Annotated in this window: 22 protein-coding genes and 1 pseudogene; 13 read left to right on the top strand and 10 right to left on the bottom strand. The window is 70.6% G+C overall.

The genetic code is table 11. The annotated features are described in order from the left end of the window. Positions 1-106: 106 nt before the first annotated feature. From ACWEOE_RS20470 to ACWEOE_RS20460, 3 genes are all read left to right on the top strand, one after another. Complete coding sequence (locus ACWEOE_RS20470; protein ID WP_452011299.1) at positions 107-544, top strand: SRPBCC family protein; 438 nt, start codon at positions 107-109, stop codon at positions 542-544. Positions 545-644: 100 nt separating this feature from the next. Then, the gene (locus tag ACWEOE_RS20465; RefSeq protein ID WP_452011297.1) at positions 645-2,081 is read left to right on the top strand and encodes an MFS transporter; all 1,437 of its coding nucleotides are present in this window, start codon (positions 645-647) and stop codon (positions 2,079-2,081) included. A 1-nt stretch (position 2,082) separates the two neighbouring features. Beyond that, on the top strand, positions 2,083-2,505 hold the full coding sequence (locus ACWEOE_RS20460; RefSeq protein WP_452011295.1) for a MarR family winged helix-turn-helix transcriptional regulator: 423 nt from the start codon (positions 2,083-2,085) through the stop codon (positions 2,503-2,505). A gap of 52 nt (positions 2,506-2,557) precedes the next feature. Here ACWEOE_RS20460 and ACWEOE_RS20455 read toward each other — a convergent pair whose 3' ends face one another. From ACWEOE_RS20455 to ACWEOE_RS20440, 4 genes are all read right to left on the bottom strand, one after another. Continuing rightward, positions 2,558-4,228: a fumarate hydratase gene (locus ACWEOE_RS20455; protein WP_452011293.1), complete on the bottom strand. Its 1,671-nt coding sequence runs from the start codon at positions 4,226-4,228 to the stop codon at positions 2,558-2,560. A 449-nt stretch (positions 4,229-4,677) separates the two neighbouring features. After that, on the bottom strand, positions 4,678-5,709 hold the full coding sequence (locus ACWEOE_RS20450) for a sigma-70 family RNA polymerase sigma factor (RefSeq protein ID WP_452011291.1): 1,032 nt from the start codon (positions 5,707-5,709) through the stop codon (positions 4,678-4,680). 313 nt (positions 5,710-6,022) lie between these two features. After that, a complete protein-coding gene (gene dtd / locus ACWEOE_RS20445; protein WP_452011289.1) occupies positions 6,023-6,448 on the bottom strand; it encodes a D-aminoacyl-tRNA deacylase in 426 nt (141 codons plus the stop codon). A gap of 10 nt (positions 6,449-6,458) precedes the next feature. Further along, positions 6,459-7,961 carry a DUF7782 domain-containing protein gene (locus ACWEOE_RS20440; protein WP_452011286.1) on the bottom strand — a complete coding sequence of 501 codons (1,503 nt, stop codon included), beginning with the start codon at positions 7,959-7,961 and terminating at the stop codon, positions 6,459-6,461. Positions 7,962-7,989: 28 nt separating this feature from the next. On the opposite strand from ACWEOE_RS20440, the gene ACWEOE_RS20435 reads away from it, so the two are divergent. Then, positions 7,990-9,255: an amidohydrolase gene (locus tag ACWEOE_RS20435; RefSeq protein WP_452011283.1), complete on the top strand. Its 1,266-nt coding sequence runs from the start codon at positions 7,990-7,992 to the stop codon at positions 9,253-9,255. A gap of 40 nt (positions 9,256-9,295) precedes the next feature. After that, entirely contained in the window at positions 9,296-9,622 is a 327-nt protein-coding gene (locus tag ACWEOE_RS20430) for a DUF3099 domain-containing protein (protein WP_452011281.1), read from the top strand. A 405-nt stretch (positions 9,623-10,027) separates the two neighbouring features. Here the strand turns inward: ACWEOE_RS20430 and ACWEOE_RS20425 are convergent, their stop codons facing one another. The 4 genes from ACWEOE_RS20425 to ACWEOE_RS20410 are packed head-to-tail and all read right to left on the bottom strand — an operon-like array spanning position 10,028 to position 12,959. Continuing rightward, positions 10,028-10,897 carry a carbohydrate kinase family protein gene (locus ACWEOE_RS20425; RefSeq protein WP_452011279.1) on the bottom strand — a complete coding sequence of 290 codons (870 nt, stop codon included), beginning with the start codon at positions 10,895-10,897 and terminating at the stop codon, positions 10,028-10,030. After that, on the bottom strand, positions 10,894-11,808 hold the full coding sequence (locus ACWEOE_RS20420; protein WP_452011277.1) for a pseudouridine-5'-phosphate glycosidase: 915 nt from the start codon (positions 11,806-11,808) through the stop codon (positions 10,894-10,896). Before ACWEOE_RS20420 ends, ACWEOE_RS20425 begins: the two co-directional genes overlap by 4 nt. Before the next feature lie 9 nt (positions 11,809-11,817). After that, complete coding sequence (locus ACWEOE_RS20415) at positions 11,818-12,468, bottom strand: HD domain-containing protein (protein WP_452011275.1); 651 nt, start codon at positions 12,466-12,468, stop codon at positions 11,818-11,820. Then, complete coding sequence (locus tag ACWEOE_RS20410) at positions 12,465-12,959, bottom strand: pyridoxamine 5'-phosphate oxidase family protein (RefSeq protein ID WP_452011273.1); 495 nt, start codon at positions 12,957-12,959, stop codon at positions 12,465-12,467. The genes ACWEOE_RS20415 and ACWEOE_RS20410 overlap by 4 nt, the downstream gene beginning before the upstream one ends. Positions 12,960-13,048: 89 nt before the next feature. Here ACWEOE_RS20410 and ACWEOE_RS20405 point away from each other — a divergent pair, with 89 nt between their 5' ends. Together ACWEOE_RS20405 and ACWEOE_RS20400 are read left to right on the top strand one after the other, a co-directional pair. Further along, positions 13,049-13,291, top strand: coding sequence for a DUF3039 domain-containing protein (locus ACWEOE_RS20405; RefSeq protein WP_366583364.1), 243 nt, complete (start codon positions 13,049-13,051; stop codon positions 13,289-13,291). 131 nt (positions 13,292-13,422) lie between these two features. Then, a pseudogene (locus ACWEOE_RS20400) lies at positions 13,423-14,109 on the top strand (hypothetical protein); the annotation flags it as partial. Between the two features lie 3 nt (positions 14,110-14,112). Here ACWEOE_RS20400 and ACWEOE_RS20395 read toward each other — a convergent pair. After that, a complete protein-coding gene (locus ACWEOE_RS20395; RefSeq protein ID WP_452011269.1) occupies positions 14,113-15,276 on the bottom strand; it encodes a YihY/virulence factor BrkB family protein in 1,164 nt (387 codons plus the stop codon). Between the two features lie 225 nt (positions 15,277-15,501). On the opposite strand from ACWEOE_RS20395, the gene ACWEOE_RS20390 reads away from it, so the two are divergent. From ACWEOE_RS20390 to ACWEOE_RS20370, 5 genes are all read left to right on the top strand, one after another. Continuing rightward, entirely contained in the window at positions 15,502-17,250 is a 1,749-nt protein-coding gene (locus ACWEOE_RS20390) for a DEAD/DEAH box helicase (protein WP_452011267.1), read from the top strand. A 426-nt stretch (positions 17,251-17,676) separates the two neighbouring features. After that, on the top strand, positions 17,677-18,816 hold the full coding sequence (locus tag ACWEOE_RS20385; protein WP_452011264.1) for a sugar ABC transporter substrate-binding protein: 1,140 nt from the start codon (positions 17,677-17,679) through the stop codon (positions 18,814-18,816). Between the two features lie 96 nt (positions 18,817-18,912). After that, on the top strand, positions 18,913-19,686 hold the full coding sequence (locus tag ACWEOE_RS20380; RefSeq protein WP_452011262.1) for an ATP-binding cassette domain-containing protein: 774 nt from the start codon (positions 18,913-18,915) through the stop codon (positions 19,684-19,686). A gap of 20 nt (positions 19,687-19,706) precedes the next feature. Then, positions 19,707-21,137 (top strand): sugar ABC transporter permease, encoded by a 1,431-nt coding sequence (locus ACWEOE_RS20375; protein ID WP_452011260.1) that lies wholly within the window; start codon positions 19,707-19,709, stop codon positions 21,135-21,137. Positions 21,138-21,160: 23 nt separating this feature from the next. Then, positions 21,161-22,330 carry an ROK family protein gene (locus ACWEOE_RS20370; protein ID WP_452011257.1) on the top strand — a complete coding sequence of 390 codons (1,170 nt, stop codon included), beginning with the start codon at positions 21,161-21,163 and terminating at the stop codon, positions 22,328-22,330. Between the two features lie 306 nt (positions 22,331-22,636). Here ACWEOE_RS20370 and ACWEOE_RS20365 read toward each other — a convergent pair whose 3' ends face one another. Then, entirely contained in the window at positions 22,637-22,816 is a 180-nt protein-coding gene (locus tag ACWEOE_RS20365) for a DUF7455 domain-containing protein (protein WP_204090267.1), read from the bottom strand. A 476-nt stretch (positions 22,817-23,292) separates the two neighbouring features. On the opposite strand from ACWEOE_RS20365, the gene ACWEOE_RS20360 reads away from it, so the two are divergent. After that, entirely contained in the window at positions 23,293-24,630 is a 1,338-nt protein-coding gene (locus ACWEOE_RS20360; protein ID WP_452011254.1) for a glutamine synthetase, read from the top strand.

The raw sequence follows: 24,630 nt of genomic DNA, 5'->3' as shown, positions 1-24,630 counted from the left end.
TGCCATCGCGACCCGGTTCGACAAGACCGCCGCCTCCTACCGGAGCATGATCGATCTGGCCACACTGCTCATCTGGCTTTGAGGACAGGCCCTAGGCTCACCGCCCATGGGTACTCGCCAGGTCTCGCGCACCGCGATCATCGCCGCCGCGCCCGGACAGATCTTCGATCTGCTCGCCGATCCCGCCAACCATCCGCTCATCGACGGCTCCGGGACGGTCCGCGCGAGCCGGGACGGGGCGCCGGGCCGGCTCGGGCTCGGGGCGAAGTTCGGAATGGACATGAGGAGGGGGGCGCCCTACCGGATCAGCAACACGGTGGTGGAGTTCGAGGAGAACCGGCTCATCGCCTGGCGGCACCTCATGGGGCACCGCTGGCGCTGGCTGCTCGAGCCGGCGGGGGAGGGCAAGACGTCGGTGACCGAGACGTTCGACTACTCCACCGCGCGCTCGCCGCTGGCGCTGGAGCTGGCGGGCTTCCCGAAGCGCAACGCCGAGAACATCGAGAAGACCCTGGCCCGGCTTGGGAAGATGTTCCCCGGCTGACCGCAATGCGGCGTGAGCTGTACCGCGTTCGGCGGTAGGCGCGGACAGTTAGTTGTAGTGTGCTAAATGTTAGGATTCTACAACTACCTTGAGAGGTGCCGTGCCGGAGCTCAGCCGTCGGCGGCGGCAGATGGTGCTCGCCGTCTGCTGTACGAGCCTGTTCATCGTGGGGCTCGACAACACGATCGTGAACCTGGCGCTGCCCTCCATCCAGCACGACCTCGGCGCGTCGGTTTCGAGCCTGCAGTGGACGATCGACGCGTACACGCTGGTGCTCGCGAGCCTGCTGATGCTCTCGGGGTCCACGGCCGACCGGCTCGGGCGGCGGCGCACGTTCCAGACGGGCCTGGTGCTCTTCGGGCTCGGCTCGCTGCTGTGCGGTGTCGCGCCGAGCGTGGGGCTGCTCATCGCGTTCCGGGCGGTGCAGGCCATCGGCGGGTCGATGCTCAACCCGGTGGCGATGTCCATCATCACGAACACCTTCACCGATCCCAAGGAACGCGGGCGCGCCATCGGCATGTGGGGCGCCACGATGGGGCTGTCCATGGCCATCGGCCCGGTGCTCGGCGGCGCGCTCGTGGGCGCGGCCGGCTGGCGGTCGATCTTCTGGATCAACGTGCCGGTGGTCATCACGGCCGTCGTGCTCACGGCGGTGTTCGTGCCGGAGTCGCGGGCGCCGCGGCCGCGGCGGATCGACCCGGTGGGACAGCTGCTGGTGATCGTGTTCCTCGCCGGTCTCACCTACGGCATCATCGAGGGCCGCGACCTCGGTTACGGCTCGCCGCAGATCCTCGTCGCGTTCGTGCTCGCGCTGGTGTCGCTGGCGGTGTTCGTGCCGTACGAAAAGCGGCGCAAGGAGCCGTTGCTGGAACCGAGGTTCTTCCGCAGCGCGCCGTTCTCCGGCGCCACCCTCACGGCGATCTGCGGCATCGCGGCGATGGCCGGGTTCCTCTTCCTCAACTCGCTCTACCTGCAGGACACCCGCGGATACAGCGCGCTGCACGCCGGCCTGCTGACGCTGCCGATGGCCATCATGTGCGCGATCTGCGCCCCCATCTCCGGCCGGCTCGTGGGCACCCGCGGCGCACGGCTGCCGCTGGTCTTCGCGGGGCTCGGTACCGCGATCGGCGCGCTGCTGATGCTCGATCTGTCGGCCACCACACCGCTGTGGCGCCTTATCATCACCTACATCGTGTTCGGCGTCGGGTTCGGCCTGGTCAACGCCCCGATCACCTATGCGGCCGTGTCCGGCATGCCGCGCGCGCAGGCCGGGGTGGCCGCCGCGATCGCGTCGACCAGCCGTCAGGTCGGCACGTCGATGGGCGTCGCGGTGATCGGCGCGGTCGTGACCGCGCGGGTACGCGGCCCGTTCGCGAGCGGTCTCCCGGCCGCGAGCCACGCCGGGTGGTGGATCATCGGGGCCTGCGGGCTGCTGGTGGTCGTGCTCGGGATCGTCACCACCACGCCCTGGGCTCACGCGACCGCGCGCAGCGTCGGCCTGGAGGAAGACGCCCCCGCCGGGCTGGTGAAGGCCTGAAATGAGCGCCGACGACCACGAAATCGCGACCCGCGTGTGGGCGCGGTTGCGAGCCCTCGTGCTCGACCGGCACGAGCGCAAGCGCGAAGTGTGCGAGGCACTCGGCCTGAGCTTCATCAAGGTGAAGGCGCTGCGGCGCGTCTCGGTGCGGGCGCTCACGATGAGCGAGCTCACCGAGCAGCTGAACACCGACCGGCCCTACACCACGCACGTGGTGGACGACCTGGTCCGCCGCGGCCTCGTGCTGCGCGAGCCGCACCCGGAGGACCGGCGCATCCGCATGGTGACGGTGACGGCGCCCGGTGCCGTGGCCGCGGCCCGGGCCGAGCGCATCCTGGGGGAGCCGCCGAAGTCGATGCTCGCGCTGTCGTCGGCGGAGCTGGCCGAGCTCGACCGGCTCACCGAGCAGGTCACCGACGACTGAAACGCCCCGCCCACCGGGCTTCGGCGAGCGGGGCGTCACAGCGTGGACCGGGTCAGCGGAAGCTGATCTGCAGCACCGGTTCGCTGGTGGCGGCGAAGAAGTCGTTGCCCTTGTCGTCGATGACGATGAAGGCGGGGAAGTCCTCGACCTCGATCTTCCACACGGCTTCCATGCCGAGCTCGGCGTACTCGAGCACGTCGACCTTCTTGATGCAGTCCTTGGCCAGCCGCGCGGCCGGGCCGCCGATCGAGCCGAGGTAGAAGCCGCCGTGGTTCTGGCACGCGGCGGTGACCTGCTTAGAGCGGTTGCCCTTCGCGAGCATCACCATCGAGCCGCCCGCGGCCTGGAACTGCTCGACGTAGGAGTCCATGCGCCCGGCTGTGGTCGGGCCGAACGAACCGGACGCGTACCCGTCGGGCGTCTTCGCCGGGCCGGCGTAGTAAACCGGGTGGTCCTTGAGGTACTGCGGCATCTCCTCGCCCGCGTCGAGCCGCTCGGCGATCTTCGCGTGCGCGATGTCGCGCGCCACGACCAGTGGCCCGGACAGCGACAGCCGCGTCTTCACCGGCAGCTGCGAGAGCTGCGCGCGGATCTCGTCCATGGGGCGGTTGAGGTCGACGCTCACGACCTCGTCGGACAGGTCGTCCTCGGTCACGTCGGGCAGGAACTGCGCCGGGTCGCGCTCGAGCTGCTCGATGAACACGCCCTCGCTGGTGATCTTGGCCTTGGCCTGGCGGTCGGCCGAGCACGACACCGCGATGCCCACCGGGCACGAAGCGCCGTGGCGGGGGAGGCGGATCACGCGCACGTCGTGGCAGAAGTACTTGCCGCCGAACTGCGCACCGATGCCGAACTGGCGCGTCATCTCCAGCACCTGCTGCTCGAGGCTCGGGTCGCGGAACGCGTGCCCCAGCTCGGAACCCTCGGTCGGCAGCGTGTCGAGGTAGCGCGCCGAAGCGAGCTTCGCGACCTTCAGGTTGAACTCGGCCGACATCCCGCCGACGACGATCGCCAGGTGGTACGGCGGGCAGGCCGCGGTGCCGAGGCTGCGCAGCTTCTCGTCCAGGAACCGCGCGAGCCGCTTGGGGTTCAGCACGGCCTTGGTCTCCTGGTACAGGAACGTCTTGTTCGCGCTCCCGCCGCCCTTGGCCATGAACAGGAACTCGTAGGAAGGATCTGACGGCTCCCCGGCTGCGTTGTCCCTGTGGTAGAGCTCGACCTGGGCCGGCAGGTTCGTCCCGGTGTTGCGCTCGTCCCAGAACGTGGTGGGCGCCATCTGCGAGTAGCGCAGGTTCAGCTGCTGGTAGGCGTCGAAGATGCCCTCCGACAGGGCCCGCTCGTCGTCGCCGCCGGTGAGCACGCCTTCCGAGCGCTTGCCGATGACGATGGCCGTGCCGGTGTCCTGACACATCGGCAGCACGCCACCGGCTGAGATGGCCGCGTTGCGCAGCAGGTCCATCGCGACGAACCGGTCGTTGCCGCTCGCCTCGGGATCGTCGACGATCGCCCGCAGCTGCTGCAGGTGTGACGTGCGCAACAGGTGCTGGATGTCCGTGATGGCCGTGCGCGCGAGCGTGGTCAGCGCCGCGGGGTCGACCTTGAGGAACTTGCGGCCGGCGGCCTCGACGGTTTCGACGCCGTCGGCCGTGACCAGCCGGTACTCGGTGGTGGTGTCCTTGCCGAGCGGCAGGACTTCGGTGTGCTGAAACGTGGTGGACGGCACAGCCAGGCTCCTTTGCCCTGATCGGGATCAGGTCACGGTACTCAGCAGCCGACGTCACTCCACACGCCCGCGTGGTGACTGTGTTGCAGGGCACTCGGCCCGGGTCGTTCGCGCGTGGTCGCGGGGTTTTGGTTCGGGAGGCCGGGTCCACCCCGACGGACCCGACCTCCCGGGGAAAGCGGCCGGATGCGTGCACCCGTTCCGCGTGGCTCACCTGGCGTTTCCGTTCGCCTGCCACGACAGTCTCGTGACGTAGGTCATAAGTCAACGCGGCCGAACGGGTTGTTGCCGAAACCTTGCTACCCAGTCACCGGTCCGCTCAAACTCCGGTGATCCTTCGACTGTGCCCACAAGAAAACGCGGATACGCCGACGGCCCCGCGGCCAAGGCCGCGGGGCCGTCGAGTTCAGGCAAGTGCACTCCGCGAGCACGACTCGCCCACCTCCGCTTTACGAGGCGTAGGCGCGCAAGCGGTCGGCGCGCTCGCCCTGGCGGAGCTTGGCCATGACCTCACGCTCGATCTGGCGCACCCGCTCCCGCGAGAGACCGAAGTGCTTGCCGATCTGGTCCAGCGTGCGGGGCTGGCCGTCGTCGAGGCCGTAGCGCAGGCGGATGACGTGCTGTTCGCGGTCGTCGAGGGTGGCGAGCACGCGGCGCAGGTCGTCCTGCAGGAGGCCGGAGATCACGGCGCTTTCGGCGTCGGTGGCTTCGGAGTCCTCGATGAAGTCGCCCAGCGGGGCGTCTTCCTCGGCGCCCACGGGCATGTCGAGGCTCACCGGGTCGCGCGACTGGTCGAGCAGGTCCGAGATCTTGTGCACCGGGATGCCCGACTCGGCGGCCAGCTCCTCGTGCGTCGCGTCGCGGCCGAGCTGCTGGTGCAGGTCGCGGCGGATGCGGGCGAGCTTGTTGACCTGCTCCACGAGGTGGACCGGGAGCCGGATGGTGCGCCCCTGGTCGGCCATCCCCCTGGTGATGGCCTGGCGGATCCACCAGGTGGCGTACGTCGAGAACTTGAACCCCTTGGAGTAGTCGAACTTCTCCACCGCGCGGATCAGACCCAGGTTCCCCTCCTGGATCAGGTCGAGCAGCGGCATCCCCCGGCCGGTGTAGCGCTTGGCGAGCGAGACCACGAGACGGAGGTTGGCCTCCAGCAGGTGGTTCTTCGCCACGTGCCCGTCGCGCACCAGGGCGGTGAGCTCGGTGCGGCGCTTCGGTGTGAGGCCCTCGGCGGTGTCGAGCATGTGCTGCGCGAACACGCCCGCCTCGATGCGCTTGGCGAGCTCGACCTCGTCGGCCGCGGTGAGCAGCGCGGTCTTGCCGATGCCGTTCAGGTACACCCGCACCAGATCGGCGGCCGGGCTCTGGGCGTCGAGGTCGGCATCCGTGAGCGTCCCCACACTCACGGGCTCCTCGTTCTGCTGTGCTGGAATCCCACGCTCGCGAATCCCGCGCGCTTCGCGTTCGAGAGTCTGGACTGACATTCTCTGCCTCCCCGGTCACGGGCTGAACGTGTCTCGCCTGTGCTGCGCCATCGGTGTCGGGCCCTGTGGAAACCCTGGCCTCCGGCCCAGCCGGCTTAGCTGGACACTTGTGGTAACGCGCCGGGTTTCCAAAACGTTCCCGGCTCCTGGAGAAAGGACGGGCACACCCGTCGGCCGGTTGCTCCACCAAAACTGAGCTTTTGCTGAGAAGCGCGCCACAGCGGGAATAATCATGAGAATTCCATGAGAATCCGTGCAACCGGTGAACCACTCGGCGCCGCGATACGTTCCCGGGCACGGGGGAGGCAGTGGTCTAGACCTCAACGAGAACGGTGAACGGACCGTCGTTCACGCTCTCGACTTCCATCATCGCGCCGAAGCGGCCAGTGGCCACCGACGCCCCGCGCTCGCGCAGCTCCCGCACCACGGCGTCCACCAGCGGCTCGGCCACTTCGGGGCGCGCGGCCGCCACAAAAGACGGCCGGCGGCCCTTGCGCGTGTCGCCGTAGAGCGTGAACTGGGACACCACCAGCAACGGCGCACCGGCGGTGGCGCACGACTGCTCGTCACGCAGGATCCGCAGTTCGTGCAGTTTGCGGGCCATCGTGGCGGCTTTCACCCGATCGTCGTCGGCGTGAATTCCCAGCAGTACCAACAGTCCCGGTTCTTCGAGCGCGCCCGTCACCTCTCCGGCGACGGTCACGCTCGCCCGCGTGACCCGCGCCGCAATTGCCCTCACCGAGCCGCCTTCACGCGGAAGCCGGCACGAGCATCCCGTGGCGCACGAGCTCCCGCACCACGGGCAGCGCGGCGGCTGCCAGCTCCGTCGCGTCGAGGCCCTGCGAAGCCGCCAGCAGCTCGATCAGGTCCTCCAGCGCCAGCGCGCCCCGGCAGCCCGCGAGCAGCCGGGTGAGCAGCTCGTCGACCTCGTGCTGCCAGCCGGGGCCGTCGGTGCGGTGCAGGCGCCGCACGGTGGTCTCCCAGCCCTCGTCGCCGGGGGAGTCGACGCGTTCCAGCAGCACGCTGTCGGGCACGCGGAAGGCGACGTCCATCAGCTCGTCCCCGTGCGCGCGCAGCCACTCGACGCGGTCGAGCCAGTTCGCGGCCTCCGGGCCCAGCGGGTCGTCGTAGGCCTGGCGCAGGTCCTCGCACACCACGGTCGGCGTCCGGCCGGCGGCGCGGCGCAGCGTCACGAAGCCGAACCCGATGCCCTGCACGCGGTTCTCGGTGAACCAGTCGAGCCACGCGGCCGCCTTCACCCGGCCTTCGGGCGAGCGCGGGTCGATGCCTTCGTCGCGCAGCCACGTGCCGACGTACAGCGCGGGATCGGCGACGTCACGCTGCACGAACCACGCGTCCGTCTCCACCGGCAGCCAGCGCGCCACCCGATCGGCCCAGTCCTCGCCGCCCGTGTGGAGCCAGGAGGCGAGGAGCTGCCCGGTGCCGCCGTCGTTGAGGAAGCCCGGCAGCTGGCGCACCACGAGCGCGCTGGCGTCGTCGCCGGCCAGGCCGGAGTCGCGGTAGGTGTAGTCCACGCGCGGTGGCCCGACCACGAACGGCGGATTGCACACGATCTGGTCGAACCGCCGCCGCGCGACCGGCGCGAACCACTCGCCGCGCACGAGCTCGACGTCGAGTTCGTTGAGCCGGAACGTGCCGGCGGCCAGTGCGAGCGCTCGTGCGGAGACATCGGTGGCCGTCACGCGCCGCGCGTGACGGGTGGCGTGCAGGGCCTGCACGCCGTTGCCGGTGCCCACGTCGAGCAGCGTGCCGACGGGCCGGCGGCTGGTGGCACGGATGAGGCTGAGCGACGCGTGGCCGACGCCGAGCACGTGGTCCTCGGGCACGACGTGGCCGAGCATGTCGGCGTCGAGGTCGGCCACGACCCACCACGAGCCCTCTTCGTCGCCGTGCGGACGGATGTCGAGTGCGGCCTTGTACCCGTCGGTGTCGAGGGCGAGGATCCCCGCGGCCACGGCAGCTTCCGGTGACAGCGGGGAAAAAGCGGACTCAACGGACTTTTCGGGCTCCGTCAGTCCGAGCAGGAACAGCCGCACGAGCGTGCCGAGGTCGCCGGCGTCGAGGCTGGCGCGCCGGGCGGGCTCGGGCTCGCCGCGGCCGAGCGCGGCGTGGGCCGCGCCGCCGAGGGCATCGACCACCCCGTCGGCGTCGTAGGCGGCGCGCCGGAAGGCCTCGCGCAGCCGCGCGCAGACGTCGTCGGACAGGTCGGGCAGAGGCGTGTTCGTGCTCACGGTGGGTAAGCCTGCCACGATGGACTCCGTGACCATCGAACGTGTCCTCGCTCCGCTCGCCGCGGCTCTGCCTGGCCTGGAAGCGCTCTACATCGACTTCCACCGCCACCCGGAGCTGGCGTTCGCCGAGACCCGCACCGCGGCCGAGCTCGCGCGCCGGCTGGCAGCCGACGGGTTCGAGGTCCACCCCGGCATCGGGCGCACCGGCGTCGTCGGGGTCCTGCGCAACGGCGAAGGCCCCACGGTGATGCTGCGCGCGGACATCGACGCGCTGCCCGTCGAGGAGAAGACAGGCCTCGAGTACGCGAGCACAGCGCGCGGCGTCGACGAAGCGGGCAACGACGTCCCCGTGATGCACGCGTGCGGCCACGACATGCACGCCACCTGGCTCTCGGGAGCCGCGAGCCTGCTCGCCGGCGCACGCGAGCACTGGTCGGGCACGCTGCTGGTCGTGTTCCAGCCCGCGGAGGAGGGCAACGGCGGCGCGTCGGAAATGATCGCCGACGGCCTGTTCGACCTCGCCGGGCGCCCCGACGTGGTCTTCGGCCAGCACCTCGTGCCCGGTCCGGCCGGCTGGGTCCTCACGCGCCCGGGCGTGCTCATGGCGGCCTCCGACACGCTGCGCATCACGCTCCACGGACGCGGCGGCCACGGCTCGCGGCCCGAGACCACCGTCGACCCGGCCGTGATGGCGGCGTCGCTGGTGCTCAAGCTGCAGACGGTGGTCTCCCGCGAGGTCGCGGCCACCGAACCGGCCGTGGTCACCGTCGGCTCGCTGCACGTGGGCTCGGTCGGCAACGTGATCGCCGACGACGCCGTGCTCGAGGTCAACACCCGCGCCTTCGACAACGGGGTGCTGCTGCGGCTGCGCGCGGCCATCGAGCGCATCGCGAACGCCGAGGCCGTGGGCGCCGGCGCGCCGAAGCCGCCGACCGTCGAGCTGCTCAACTCCTACCCGGTGACCTCCAACGACGAGACCGCTTCCGACCAGCTCACGGAGGTGTTCCGGGAGCATTTCGGCAGCGACGTCGTGCTGCCCGCCCCGCTCGTGACCGGCAGCGAGGACTTCGGCGAGTTCGGCTCAGAGGCCGGCGTGCCGTCGGTGTTCTGGCTGGTCGGGGGCCTCGAACCGCAGGAGGTCGTCACGGCGATGAGCGAGGGTCGCTTCGAGAGCGACATCCCGTCGAACCACTCACCCCGCTTCGCGCCGATCCTGCACCCAACGCTGCGCGCGGGCGTCGAGACGCTGGTCGTCGCCGCGATGTCTCGGATGTCCCACCCGGGTGTCGGATGACGGCTCGGAGTGGGAGCATGGAAGGCGTGGAGGTGGTGCTGTGAACGAGCCCGCCCAAGGTGCCGATTCCCGTCCGGCCCCGGTGCTGATCACCGAGGCGGAACCGTCCTACGACGATCAGCTGGCCGCGCGGAAGAAGAAGTACACCATCATGATGGTGTGCCGGATTCCGTGTTTGATCCTGGCCGGGTTGACTTATCACACGTGGTGGTTGGCGGTGACGTTTCTGGTGTTGTCGGTGCCGTTGCCGTGGATTGCGGTGTTGATCGCCAATGATCGGCCGCCGAGGAAGGTGAAGAACGTCAACCGGTATCAGCGGGAGGCGAAGGAGATTGAGCAGCGTGAGCATCGGGTGATCGACGGCTGAAGGCTGTTTGGGGGTGCTCGCCGGGAGTGTTGTGGGCGGGGATCCGGGTCCTCGCGGGGCGTGTTGCGGGTGGTCTGGGGTGGGCTTCGAGTCCTCGCAGGGCGTGTTGCGTTGGTGAAGCACCCCGAAGCTGGAGTGTGTAAGGAGGCTTCGGATCGGGGTGCGGGGGCGGGGCTGGATGCACTGGGGTGCGTTGTTGTGCCGGCCGGGGGTTGTCGGGTGGGTTGGGGCCGGGACTGATTGCTGGTGAGTTGGTTGCCGGTTGCTGGGTGGGATATGGGCCGGATGTTTTGGGGTGCGTTGGTGCGCCGGCCGGGGGTTCGGGGCGGGGATCGCGCCGGGACTGGCTGCAGGTGGTGGGGTTTCGGCCGGCCGGGGGTTTGAGGGTGGCGTTGCGGCGTGGGGTCAAGGCTGGGGGCCGAGGCGGCTCACGGCCAGGGCGCCCAGTCGCGTGCCGGCGCGCAGGATGTCCACAGTGGACTTGCCGGCCAGCCAGGTGGTGAGCACGCCCGCGTCGAAGGCGTCGCCGGCGCCGGTGGAGTCCACGCAGGCGACCTCGATCGCGGGGGCGGTGGTCACGCCGGTGGCGTCGATCCAGGTGGCGCCGTCGGTGCCCGCCGTGACGGCGACGGCGCCGACGGTGGTGAGCAGGTGCTTGGCCGAGAGTGGATCGGCCGAGCCGGTGAGGGCCACCAGTTCCTCGGTGTTGGGCAGCAGCAGGTCGGTGCCGTGGATGTCGGCGAGGAATGCCGCCGGGTCGTGGATGTGGGCCGCGGCCTGGGGGTCGACCGAGGTGGTGAGGCCTGCCTGCTTCGCGGCCGCCAGGGCGGCGAGGCCCGCGGGGCGCGAGGACGGGTCGAGCAGCACGTAGCCCGAGAGGTGCAGGTGGCTCGCGCCCGCCAGGGCGTCGGGGGTCACGTCCTCGGGGCGCAAGCGCTTGTTCGCGCCGCGGTCGGCGAGCATGCTGCGCTGGCCCTCGGCGTCGACGAGCACCACGACGCAGCACGTGGCCGCCTCGGGGTCGACCGTGAAGGCGCAGCGCACGCCCTCGGCTTCGAGTTCGGCCTTGATCAGCCGGCCGCCGGAGTCGTCGCCGATGCGGGCCACCAGGGTGGTGTCGGCGCCCAGGGAGCGCAGCCACAGTGCGGTGTTCGCGCCCGCGCCGCCGCCGGTGAAGCGGATCTGCGCGCGGGCGTCGCCGCCGTGGGGGAGGGGGTCGTCGTGGCGGGCGACCACGTCGAGGCCGGCGTCGCCGACCACCACGATGCCGGTCATGCCCGCACCGCCAAGGCGACGGCGACCTCGGTGGCGAGCTTCGCGTTGTTGAGCACCAGGGCCTCGTTGGCGTCGATGCTCACGCCGCCGCTCGCGGTGTGGAAGTGCTCCAGCAGCACGGGGGTCACGTCCCGGCCGGAGACGCCCTCGGCGCGCAGCTTGGCGAGCCCGTCCGACAGCAGCCGGTCGTGCAGCTCGCGGTCCATTTCGGACTCTTGCGGGATGGGATTCGTCAACAGCACACCGGAATTCGCGTACGCGCGGTGCGCGGCGATCACGGCGGCGGCTTCCTTCGCGTCGTCCACGCGCCAGCCCACGCGGTGGCCCGAGGAGCGGAGGTAGAACGCGGGGAACTCGTCGGTGCGGTAGCCGAGCACCGGCACGGAGTTGGTCTCCAGCACCTCGAGCGTCGCGGCGATGTCGAGCACCGACTTCACGCCAGAGCAGACCACGACCGTCGGCACCTTCGCGAGCACGCCCAGGTCCGCGGACACGTCCCAGCTCTGCGCCGCGCCGAGGTGCACCCCGCCGAGGCCACCGGTCGCGAACACACCGATCCCGGCGCGAGCGGCCAGCGCCGACGTGCCCGCCACCGTGGTCGCGCCCGAGCGGCCGAGGCCGACGGCCGGGCCGAGGTCGCGCAGCGAGAGCTTGTCCAGGCCCGCGCCGGGCTCGCACACGCGCTCCAGCTCCGCGGGCGACAGGCCGATCACCGGACGTCCGTCGAGCACGGCGATCGTGGCCGGCACGGCCCCTCCGGCGCGCACCACCTGTTCGAGCCGGTGGGCGACGTCGAGGTTGCGGGGGTGGGGCAGCCCGTGCGACAGGATGGTGCTCTCGAGCGCGACGACGGGGTGTCCGTCACGCAACGCCGAGGCGACTTCCTCGTGGACGAAGAGTTGGGTGGTCACGAGCGGACATCATCGGTGATCGCCGGCGTGCTCGCGCCAGCGGGTCAGCTCGGCCACCAGGTTGCGCCGCGCGGTCGTCTCCCAGCGCGCCCGCGCGGTTTCGCTGCGGTACAGCCGCGGCCGGGTCAGCAGGTTCTCCAGCACGGCCGTGCGCCCGGCGGCCCACACCGCGTCGTCGTACTTCGCGTACTCACGGCGCACGGCGGCGGCGTACTCGGCGTACTCGGCGTAGCCGGCCGGGGCCGCGCCGAGGATCGCGAGGTCGGCGTCGAGCAGTGCGGTGGCCGCTTCGTCGGCTTCCGGCGCTTCGTGGCCCGCGGTGGCGAGCACGAGGGCCGCGGCCCGCTCGATGTGCCTCGCCTCGGCTCCGGCCCGCGTGAGCCATTGACGCAGCCACGCGGCGCTCGCACGTTCGTCCTCCCCCGGCACGGCGTCGTAGACCACGTCGTGCGCCCACGCGGCCAGCACCACGGCGGCGCGATCGTCGGCGCCGAGGCCGACCGCGAGCTGCGCACCGTCGCGAGCGACGGCCGTGGCGTGGGCGAGGTCGTGGTAGTGGCGGTGCGGTTCCCCGTAGCGCGCTTCGAGGTCGCGCCACGCTTCGCGCGCCGCGGCCGCATCGCCGCCCACGTGGGCCACAGCGGTGTCCCAGGTCGTCATCGCGGGAACTCCCAGCGCGTCGGCGAGGTCGTGAAGTCCTTCTCCCGCAACGCGAACACGGTCGCGGGCCGCACGCGCACCGACACGTTCACGGCCGGGTCGAGGAAGTCGATACCGTAGGAGGTGCCGTACTTGGCGTTCATCGCGTCGAGGAACGAGCGGATCTCGTCGGCTTCGGTGACTACCTCCGCCGGGCCGCTGAGCACCACGGGCTCCTCGGGATCCTCCGTCGCGACGGACACCTCCGAACCAGCCGCCACGTTGCGCGCCTTCACCGACCGCAGCGACGAGGAGAACCACAGGACGTCGCCCGTCCACACCGCCCAGACCGGCATCAGGTGCGGGCTGCCCGCGGGAGTGACGGTGGCGAGCCAGTAGTCGTGGGAGGTGCGCAGCCGCTCGTGCGCCCAGTGCCACGGCAACAGCCCGGCCTCGGCGGGGGCGATGCCGTAACCCGGCATGTGCGGCCTGGTCGCGATCGGTCCGTCCATGGCGCGGCTCCCGCTCGTTCGAATTCCCCTGACGATAGCCCCCGCGGCCGGGAATTCCGGCCCGCGCGCGGCTGAGGCATGATGGACGCGTGAGCACCGAGACGCTGACGAAGCCGGAGACCGACAGCACCGAGTCGACCGACGACGACTCCCCGAAGATGTTCCACTACGTGCGCAAGAACAAGATCGCCGAAAGCGCGGTCATGGGCACGCACGTGGTGGCGCTCTGCGGCGAGGTCTTCCCGGTCACCAAGTCGCCCAAACCGGGCTCCCCGGTCTGCCCGGCCTGCAAGGAGATCTACGACGGCCTCCGCCCCGGCGGGGACGAGTAACCGGCCGGTCCGCCGACCCGGGCGTGGCCGCCGAGGCACGTCCGGGCGAACAAACGTGAAAATTATTCACCCGGTGGCTGCCCTGCCGGGAAGAACTGGTAGATCTTCGATCCCCGTCAGTTCCTTCCCGCAGCAGGGAGACCTCCCGCTACACCGGCGCCGCCACCGTGGACGTCGGCCTCGCCGCGCAGGGCTGGAACCACGTGGGCGACCCGGGGTCCGCCCAGGGCTGGTACGTGGAGCCCTACCAGCGCTACGACCGCGGCGCGAAGCTCTTCCGCGTGCAGGCGCCCGACGGCACGCGGACCGACTACAAGCACGCGCTGGAGCCGTGGGAGGCGAGCAACAACTCGTTCGCCGCGGTGTCGCCCGACGCGCAGTGGCTGGTGGCCGGCGAGTGGGGCACGATGGACCGCCTGCTGGTGCACCCGATGCCCGGCGTCGCGATCACCGACCCGAAGCAGAACCTGCCCTACGCCTCCGCGATCCGCCTCGACCACCAGGTGCGCGACGTGCAGGGCTGCGACTTCGTCACGGCCACGCGCCTGATGTGCGCCTCCGACGACCCCGACGGCAGCCTCTGCGGCGCCACGAAACCGCTCCTGCAGGTCGACCTCGACGCGCCGGTCGGCAGCTCCGACGTGACCGGCCACGTCACCTCGCTGGGCCGGCTCCCGCTGCAGAGCGGGTGCAGCGGCAATTTCGAGGTCGAGGGCATCGACTTCGACGAGCGGGACAGCACCCTGCGCGTGATCGTGATGTCGCCCGGCATCTGCATCGCGTTCGACAGCTCGACCTGGCGCTTGCAGCAGCGCTGAGGCTCAGGGCAGCTTGCGCACGGCGTCGGAACCATCCGACGACTGCTCGACAGCCTCGGCGGACCCGGCAGACTCGGCAGAACCCGGAGAATCCGAGGCCTCCGAAGAAGGCGACCCGTCGTCGTGCGCCGGCTCGTCCTCGGGCCGTTTGGGCCGCCGCAACGGGATCGTGGTGCGGTCCCACAGCTTGCGGCCCTCCTCGGCCCGCATGCGCTCGTTCGCGCGCTCCATCTCCAGCCGCCGCCACTTGCGCCGCTGGCGGCGCGTCGCCTTGGCGGGCCACAGTTCCTGGATGGCGCTGTTGAAGTACGCGCCGCCGACCACGGCCAGGCCGATGAAGAACATCAGCAGCAGGAACGCGATCGGCGCGGCGAGCGCGCCGTAGGTGTAGCCGGTCTTGGTGATCCAGTTGAGGTAGATCCGCAAGCCGATGCTGGAGATCAGGAACACGACCATCGCCAGCACCGCGCCCGGCAGCCCGCGGTGCCAGGGCAGCCGCCGCGGCAGGGCCAGCTTGTAGAGCGTCGTCAACGCCAGCACGATCATCACGCCCAGCACCGGGTAGTAGAGCGTGCCGACCCAGGACGACACGGTGCCGCGCCAGGCCACGGGGAAGAACTCCGGCAGCAGGTCCGGGCCGATCGCCAGCAGTGGCAGCCCGACCACGAGGATCACGAGCGCGCACAGGTACAGCAGCAGCGCGAAGATCCGCTGCCACACCTCGTTGCGCACGCCGTACTGGTCGTGGGCCACCGTGATGGCGTCGACGAACGACGACATCGCCGACGAACCCGCCCACAGCGAGATGACGAACCCCACGGACACGATCTCGCCCTTGCCGACCGTGAGGATGCTGTTCACCGTCGGCTCGATGATCTCCTGCACCGCGTTGGTGCTGAAGATGGTGCGGCAGAACGTGATGATGCGGTCGTGCACGGCGGTGACGACACCCTGGCCGAACCACTCGCCGACGAAGCCGAGGCTGCCCAGCAGCCCGAGCAGCAGGGGCGGGAGCGACAGTGTCTGCCAGAAGGCCGCCTCGGCGGCCTCGGAGAAGATGTTCCCGTCCCACGCCTTGGCGAACGTGCGCGTGATCAGGCGCCACGGCCCCTTGCGCGCCGTCTTCGCCGCCGTCGCCGCTCCGGCGTCCGGTCTCACCTCACCCATGGTGGGTCCCAGCATGGTCCATTCGCGCGAATTTGGCTCGTCGCGGGTCCCTCTCGGGGGTCGGTCGACGGACATCACCCGTGGCGGTGCCGGGCGCCGCGGGGCCCGGAAGGTAAGCTCGCCCGAGTGCCCTCACCGCAGTCGCCGGCGTCGAAGCCGGTACCACAGTGGGGGTTTTCGCACGTCACGGCCGCGGTTCGCGGCCAGGGGAGGGGGTGAGCGAGGTTGTCCGAGACGACGACGCAGGGGGTCCTCGGGGCACCACCCGCCGAGAAGGACTCCACCGCGCGTCCGCTGCGCGCGTGGCAGCGCCGAGCGCTCACGAAGTACCTCGCGAGCAAGCCGCAGGACTTCCTCGCGGTCGCGACGCCCGGCGCCGGCAAGACCGTGTTCGGTCTGCGCATCGCCGCCGAGCTGCTGTCGGACCGCACCATCGAGGCGGTCACGATCGTCACGCCGACCGAGCACCTCAAGCACCAGTGGGCGTCGGCGGCCTCGGCGGCCGGGATCCCGATCGACTCGAACTTCCGCAACACCACGGGTGTCACGTCGTCGGACTACCTCGGCGTCGCCGTCACCTACGCGCAGGTCGCCGCGCACCCGACGCTGCACCGCGTGCGCACCGAGAACCGCAAGACGCTGGTCATCCTCGACGAGATCCACCACGGCGGCGACGCGAAGTCGTGGGGCGACGCGGTGCGTGAGGCGTTCACCCCCGCCCGCCGGCGCCTCGCGCTGACCGGGACCCCGTTCCGCAGCGACGACTCGGCCATCCCGTTCGTCACCTACGAACCCGACGCGGGCGGCTTCCAGCGCAGCAAGGCCGACCACTCGTACGGCTACGCCGACGCGCTGGCCGACGGCGTGGTCCGGCCGGTCGTGTTCCTGGCCTACTCGGGCGAGGCGTCGTGGCGGACCAGTGCGGGCGAGGAGTTCACCGCGCGGCTGGGTGAGCCGCTCACGGCCGAGCAGAACGCCCGCGCGTGGCGCACCGCGCTGGACCCGGCGGGCGAGTGGATCCCGGCGGTGCTGCAGGCGGCCGACACACGGCTCTCGCAGGTCCGCCAGGGCGTGCCCGACGCGGGCGGTCTGGTGATCGCGACGGACCAGGAGTCGGCGCGCGCGTACGCGAAGATCCTGGAGCGCCTCTCGGGGGAGACGCCGACGCTGGTGCTGTCGGACGACCCCAAGGCCTCGGGGCGCATCAAGGAGTTCTCGGAGACCAACGAGCGCTGGATAGTGGCCGTGCGCATGGTCTCCGAAGGCGTCGACGTGCCACGGCTGGCCGTCGGCGTGTACGCCACGAGCGCCTCGACCCCGCTGTTCTTCGCCCAGGCCATCGGCCGCTACGTGCGGGCCCGCAAGAAGGGCGAGACGGCGAGCGTCTTCCTGCCCAGCGTGCCCGTGCTGCTGGAGCTCGCGAGCGAGCTGGAGGCGCAGCGCGACCACGTGCTCGGCAAGCCCCACCGCGAGAAGGAGGGCTGGGAGGACGAGCTGCTCGCCCAGGCCAACCGCACGGAGGACGAACCGGGCGAAGAGGAGAAGGCGTTCACCTCGCTCGGCGCCTCCGCCGAGCTCGATCAGGTGATTTACGACGGTAACTCGTTCGGGACCGCCGTCTTCTCGGGCTCCGACGAGGAGCAGGAGTACCTCGGCCTGCCCGGGCTGCTCGAGCCGGACCAGGTCCGCGCCCTGCTGCGCAAGCGCCAGGAGGAGCAGCTCTCCGACGAGAAGCGCCGCAAGCCCGAGGCCGAGAAGGCCCCTCCGGCACCCAGGCAGCCCCAGTCGGTGAGCGAACGCCTCGGCTCGCTGCGCAAGGAGCTCAACGCGCTGGTCGGCGTGTACCACCACCGCACGAAAAAGGCCCACGGCGCGATCCACAACGAGCTACGCAGGGTGTGCGGCGGCCCGCCCACGGCCATGGCGACCGTGGAACAGCTCGAGGAGCGAATCGTCACGCTGCGTTCCTGGTGACGCCCGCTCCAGCCGGCTTCCCCGCCGGTTCGAACCACCCTGATGCGGCGTGGTGCGTTTACCCGATGATGCATCGGGGTGCTTCGAGCGGGCCCGGACGGGGCCGGCGTCGGGTGATCACCGCACACCGAACGTGTCCGGGAGACTCCGCCGGGGCAGCAGAAGGCGTTCAGGTCACGGAGAGTCAGTCGAGTTGATCTCGTCACGCTGGGTGCCGACTGGCGATCACTCCGTCAGTGGATTTACCCTTTCCGGGCTGTGGTCGGCCACCGTTGCGGAACCGTGTCCAATTGGTGTCATTTAATCGATCCAGCTATCTTCCGCGAAGCTGCTCAGCGGCATATGTTGTCGGCCACAACATATGCGCGTCGGTGCGCCGGGTCTTCCGGATCACCGCCCCGCGAGCATGATCCGGAAGGAACGAGGATGCGCAGCAGAACCCTTACCCTCCTTGCCGCCACGGTGAGCGCCGGCCTGGTGCTGACCGCGTGCGGTGCCAACTCGAACTCCGGGGGCACGGGGGACAGCTCCGCCTCCGGCTCGGCCTCCGCCCCCGCGGGCGGTGGCGCCAGCGGCAAGGTCGGCGTGATCCTGCCCGAGACCGCCACCTCCGCTCGGTGGGAGGCCTTCGACAAGCCGATGCTCCAGGCCGCTCTCTCGGCCCAGGGCTTCACCGCCGACATCCAGAACGCCCAGGGTGACAACCAGAAGTTCTCGACCCTGGCCGACGGGTTCATCAGCCAGGGCGTGAAGGTCCTGATCATCGCCCCGTCCGACCCGGCCGTCGGTGCCGCGATCGAGGCCAAGGCGAAGACCGCGGGCATCCCGGTCATCGACTACGACCGCCCGAGCCTCGGCGGTTCGGCCGACTACTACGTCTCGTTCGACAACGAAAAGGTCGGCGAGCTGCAGGCCCAGGGCCTGGCCGACGCGCTGAAGGACAAGAAGGGTGCCGCGGTCGTCCAGATCGAAGGCGCCCCGACCGACAACAACGCGACGCTGTTCGGCGACGGTCACGACAAGATCCTGAAGCCGCTGTACGCCTCGGGCGCGCTGTCGCTGGTCCAGAAGCAGCCGATCAACGACTGGGACCCGCAGGTCGGTGGTACGACCTTCGAGCAGATCTTCACCCGCGTCAACGGCAAGGTCGACGGCGTCGTCGCGGCGAACGACGAGCTCGCCGCCGCGGTCATCACCGTGCTGGCCAAGAACGGCCTCAACGGCAAGGTCCCGGTCACCGGCCAGGACGCCACCGCGGCCGGCCTGCAGGCCATCCTGCGTGGCGACCAGCTGCTGACGATCTTCAAGCCGATCAAGGAAGAGGCCGACAACACCGCGAAGCTGGCCGCCGCGCTGGCCAAGGGTGACAAGGCCGCCGCCGACGCCATCGCGACCGGCACCCTGCACGACCCGAAGAACAACCGCGACCTGAAGTCGGTTCTGCTCAACCCGACCCTCATCAAGGTCGGCGACATCAAGACGGTCATCCAGCAGGGCTACGTCAAGGCCTCGGACGTCTGCACCGGCGACCTCGCCGCCAAGTGCACCGCGGCCGGCATCAGCTGATCCGCACCGCGTAGCACCAACCCAGCAGCCGGGCCGGGACGCGTACCCCGACGACGCGTCCCGGCCCGGTACCCACGCGAAAGAACAGCGAACCCCATGAGCGAGCCCATTCTCGACATCAAAGGTCTGAACAAGAGCTTCGGCCCGGTCCACGTCCTCTACGACGTGGACTTCTCCGTGCGTGCGGGCGAAGTCACCGCGCTCGTCGGCGACAACGGCGCCGGCAAGTCGACGATGGTCAAGTGCATCGCCGGCATCTACCCGTCCGACACGGGCACCGTGACCTTCAACGGCAAACAAGCCCACATCGGCAGCCCGAAGGACGCGGCCGCGCTGGGCATCGAGGTCGTGTACCAGGACCTCGCACTGGCCGACAACCTCGACATCGTGCAGAACATGTTCCTCGGCCGCGAGCGCGGCAGCGGCTGGCTGCTCGACGAAGCGAGCATGGAGAAGGCCGCGCGCGAAACGCTGGCCTCCCTGTCGGTGCGCACCGTGAAGTCGGTGCGCACGCCCGTCTCGGCGCTCTCCGGTGGTCAGCGCCAGACCGTGGCCATCGCCAAGTCGGTGCTGTGGAACAGCAAGGTCGTGATCCTCGACGAGCCGACCGCCGCGCTCGGTGTCGCCCAGACCAGGCAGGTCCTCGACCTGGTCCGCCGCCTCGCCGAGCAGGGTCTCGGTGTCGTGCTGATCAGCCACAACATGGCCGACGTGTTCGAGGTCGCCGACCGCATCGACGTGCTGTACCTGGGCCGTCTGGTCGCCGAGGTGCAGACCAAGGACGTGACGACCAACCAGGTGGTCGAGCTGATCACCTCCGGCCGGTCGGGTGACCTCGGCCTGGCCCGCCCCGAACACGTCGTGCTGTGAGCAACGAGAAAGAACTCGACATGACTGAGACCCCTGCCAAGTCCGCCAAGCCGGACTCGGCGAACGCGATCGCCGACTTCGGCATCGACACCACGTCGATGTCGACGGGCGAGGCGATCAAGGACTACTTCGCGCGGCTCAAGGACGGCCAGCTCGGCTCGGTCCCCGCCGTGCTCGGCGTGATCGTGCTGGCGATCCTGTTCAGCGCGCTCTCCGGTGACTTCTTCACCCTGCGCAACATCGCGAACCTGCTCGCGCAGGGCGCGGGCCAGACCATCATCGCGATGGGCATCGTCTTCGTGCTGCTGCTCGGCGAGATCGACCTCTCGGCCGGTACCGCTTCCGGCGTGGCCGCCTCGCTGATGGCGCTGCACTACGTGCGCAACGGCAACCTGCTCGGCTCGATGGGCACCGGCGTGTTCATCACGTTCATCGCGGTGCTCGCACTCGCCGTGATCCTAGCGCTGCTGCAGCGGATCTGGGCCGGAGCGGCGGTTTCGTTCGTCGGCATCATCGTGATCCTGATCGGAGCTCCGCAGAACGCGTGGCTCGAGATGATCATCGCGATCACCACCGGCTGCGCGATCGGCTGCATCACCGGCTTCCTCGTCTCGAAGATCGGCATGCCGTCGTTCGTCGTGACCCTGGCGCTGTTCATCGTGTGGCAGGGCGTGATCCTGCAGTTCATCGGTGAGGGCGGCACGCTGCCGATCGCCACGAACCAGACCCTGAACGCGGTCGCCAACGGCAACCTGTCGGTGCTCGGCAGCTGGATCCTGTTCATCGTCGCCGCCGGCGGGTACGCGCTCATCGCGCTGGGACAGCACTTCTCCCGGCTCAAACGCGGCCTGGTGGTGCAGCCGACACCGATCGTGCTGTTCAAGGTCGGCGTGGTCGTGGTCATCTCCGCGGTCGCCACGTACCTGCTGACGATCAACCGCTCGTCGAGCAACCTCGTGGTGATCGACGGCATCCCGTACGTGGTCCCGATCGTGCTGGTGCTGCTGTTCGCGGGCACCTACGTGCTCAACCGCACGAAGTACGGCCGGCACCTCTACGCCGTCGGTGGCAACCAGGAAGCGGCTCGCCGCGCCGGTATCAACGTGGCGAAGCTGCGCACCAGCGTGTTCGTGATCAGCTCGTCGTTCGCGGCGATCGGCGCGATCGTGTACTCGTCGAAGATCGGCTCGGTCAACCCGCAGTCCGGTGGCCTCAACACGCTGCTGTTCGCGGTGGGTGCCGCGGTCATCGGTGGGACGTCGCTGTTCGGCGGCAAGGGCCGGATCATCGACGCGGTGATCGGTGGTGCCGTGCTGGCGATCGTGAACAACGGCCTGGGCCTGCTCCAGCAGTCGGCGGCCGTGGTCAACATCGTCACCGGTCTCGTCCTGCTGCTCGCGGCCACGGTCGACGCGCTGTCGCGGCGCCGAGCGGCTGCGTCGGCACGCTGACGCCCGATGCCACGTTCAAGCCGGTGACGAGCTCGTCCGTCGCACGACCCGACGAGGTGCGCCGGCACAACCGCACGACCCTGCTCCGCCTGCTGCACGTCGGTGGACCGAGCACCCGGGCGACCCTGGCCGCGGAGCTGGGGCTCAACCGGAGCACGATCAAGACCCTCGTCGACGGGCTCGCGGAAGCGGGCGTCGTCGAGGAGAAGGTGCCGAGGCCGGGACGGGGGGCGGGCCGCCCCTCGCTCCTGGTCCTGCCCCAGCCGCACGCGGCGGTCGTGCTCGCGGTCGACCTGCAGGTCGAGCACGTGGCGCTCGCGCTCGTGGGGCTGGGCGGCCAGATCCTGGGCCGCAACAGCTGGAACCTGCGCGGCCGGATGCGCGAGGCCGACGAGGTGATCACGCACGTGATCGAGTCGACCGCCGTGCTCGCCGGCGACCTCGGGGTCACGCCCGTGGCCGTCGGGGTGTCGGTGCCCGGGGTCGTGCGGCGCGCCGACGGCCACGTGCACGAGGCACCCAACCTGCGCTGGACCGACGTCGCCCTCGGCGAACGCCTGTCGAGCGTGCTGCGCATCCCCGTGCTGGTCGGCAACGACGCCGAGCTCGGCGCCGTCGCCGAGCACCTGCGTGGGGCGGCCCGCGGTTCGTCCGACGCCGTGTACGTGTCCGCCGACGTCGGTGTCGGTGGCGGGGTCATCGCCCAGGGCTCCTCGCTGCGGGGCGGCGCGGGGTACGTCGGGGAGATCGGCCACATGGTCATCCGCCCCGGCGGCCGCGCCTGCTACTGCGGCAGCAGCGGCTGCTGGGAGACCGAGATCGGCGAGGCGGCCCTGTGCCGCGCGCTGGGGCTGCCGGAGGACACCGCCCGGGGCGCGATCCTGTTCGAGCTGCGTGAGCTGGCCCGTGACCCCGAGGCGGCCGGCTCACGGCTCGCGGAGTTCTCCGAATGGCTCACGCTCGGGCTGGTGAACGTGGTCAACCTGCTGGGCCCGCAGCTCGTCGTCCTCGGCGACCTGCTCACGGTCCTGCCGGACTCGGTGATCCGCTCGGTGGCCGCCGAGGTCCGCCGCCGCAGCCTGGTGAGCCGGGCGGTCGGCGGGACCCGGATCGTGAGCTCGGCGCTGGGCGCGGACGTGAAGCTGCTGGGCGCGGCGGAGGTGGCGTTCGAGGTCGTGCTCGACACGGTTTAGGTGACACCGGGTGATTCCGGAAACCGGAGAAGGCGGCAGGGCCCGGGTTGCCCCTGCCGCCTTCTCCGTGGCCGGACACCCATTGTCATCGGTATTCGACGGTTGCGCGGTGATGTGCGTCATGGTTTCGCTGCCGAAAATCGGACATCGCACCGGACAGGAATTGTCAATTCCGCGCACTGCAAACGTGAAGTTGCAAGTGGCCGCGATCTCCGTTTCACGGCGAAAAGGTCTCGATACGCCGAAGGCGGCAGGTGCATCGGGCACCTGCCGCCTCCGTGTCAGTGTTCGGTTGTGTGGGGACCCCTACTTCTGGATCTCCGCTGCCAGCTCCTTGAGCTTGGCCTCGTGCTCACGGGCGTGGTGCCCGCAGAACAGCAGCTCGCCTCCGGAGCTGAGGACGGCGCGTACCTGGGCCGCAGCCCCGCACCGGTCGCATCGGTCGGCGGCGGTCAATTCGGGGCGGGTGAGCGTGGGTGATGTCATGGGGGTCTCCCTCCGTCCCGGTACCGGTCGCCCGGTACCTCGATCCAGCTACGCCCACTTCGGAAGTGACGCCCTCGGCGGGATCGCCTCCGGCTCCGCGGTGTTCGTGCTTCCACTGTTCCAGACGTTTCGCGGCCCGCAAGTGTTCCCGCGCCGGTGGGACCTGTGTCACGCCGAATTACCCCAGTTGCCGTAGTGGCGTCCCGCTCCTTAGGACGAGGGCACCCGAAATCCGCCGTTTTCCGAGGTCAGCCTGCCTGCAGCAGCACCTTCCACGCTATCGGCGAAAACGCACGGCGGCCATTCCCGCTCCGGGCTTGTTCGTTCTCAGCGGAATTTCGAGGTATGGCCGCGGCGGCCATCACAGCCGGTGTTTTCGGGCACGAGCCGGTTCGGCGGTGACTCGGCGGGCCGCGGTGGCGATGGCCCGCGGGCCGTCCAGCCGCGATACTGGCCCGAACCCCTGGGAGGTGGCCATGACCAAGGCGAAGGACCTGGCCGCGGCCGGGGTGGGCGGGGTGCACCTCGCCTGGGCCGACAACAACGGCATCCCGCGCTCGCGCATCGTGCCGGTCCACGGCCTCGCGGACGCCGCCGTGCGCGGGGTGGGCGCGACGTCGCTGTTCGCCGTGTTCGACAGTCACGACGCCATCACCTACGGTCACGACGGCCTCGCCACACCGTCGGGCGACATCCGGCTCGTGCCGGTCCTCGAGCGGCTGCGCCGGCTGGCCGGGCAGCCCGCGCTGGCCTGGGCGCCCGCGCGGCAGGTCGCCGCCGACGGATCGCCGTGGCCCTACTGCCAGCGCTCGGCGCTGGAACGCCAGGTCACGGAGGCCGAGCGCCGCGGGCTCGAGTTCCGCGCCGGCTACGAGCTCGAGTTCACCGTGACCCCGGCCGGCAGCACCGACTTCGTCGCGGCGCCCGGCCACCCCGGCCCCGCCTACAGCCCGCACGCGCTCGTGCGCCTCGACGGGTTCGTTGCCGCTCTGCTGCACGACTTCGCGGCCAACGGCCTGCGGATCGGCCAGCTGCACGCCGAGTACGGCGTCGCCCAGCTCGAACTGTCGCTGGCGGCCACCGACCCCGTCTCGGCCGCCGACGACCAGCTGCTGGCCCGCCAGACGATCCACGCCGCCGCGCACGCCCACGGCCTCGCCGTGAGCTTCGCCCCACTGGTCAGCCTCGCGGCGGCCGGCAACGGCTGGCACCTGCACACGTCCGTGCGCCGCCGGGGCCACAACCTGCTCGCGGGTGAGGGCCACCCCGCCGACGACGGCGCGGCCTACCTCGGCGGCCTGCTGCGCGACCTGCCCGCGCTCACCGCCGTCACGGCGCCGAGCGTGCCCTCGACCCTGCGCTTGCGGCCGGGCTTCTTCGCCGGCGCGTACGCGTTCTGGGGCGTGGAGAACCGCGAGGCACCGCTGCGCTACGTCCCGGGCTCGGCCCTGCTCGGTCCCGACCACGCGAACGTCGAGCTCAAGACGTCCGACGCCTCGGCCAACCCGTACCTCGCCCTGGCCGCCGTGCTCGCCGCCGGAATGGCCGGTATCGCCGACGCCGCACCCCTGCCCGACCCCATCGCGGAGGACCCGGGCGGCTGGACGGCGGGCGAACGCGAGACCCGCGGAGTCCTCCCGCTGCCCGCCAACCCCGCCGAGCAGGTCGCGGCGCTCCTCGCGTCGCCCCGCGTCTCCGGCGCCCTCGGCGACGAGCTGCTGGGCGCCTTCCGCGCGGTCCGGGCCTCCGACGCGGCCTGGGCGGCGGACCGCACGCGAGAGGAAATCGTGGCGGCTCACGTGTGGCGGTACTGA

It is taken from the genome of Amycolatopsis sp. NPDC004368 (assembly GCF_053602515.1).
The sequence above is the reverse complement of the archived record's forward strand: the minus strand, read 5'-3'. Positions and strand labels throughout refer to the sequence as shown.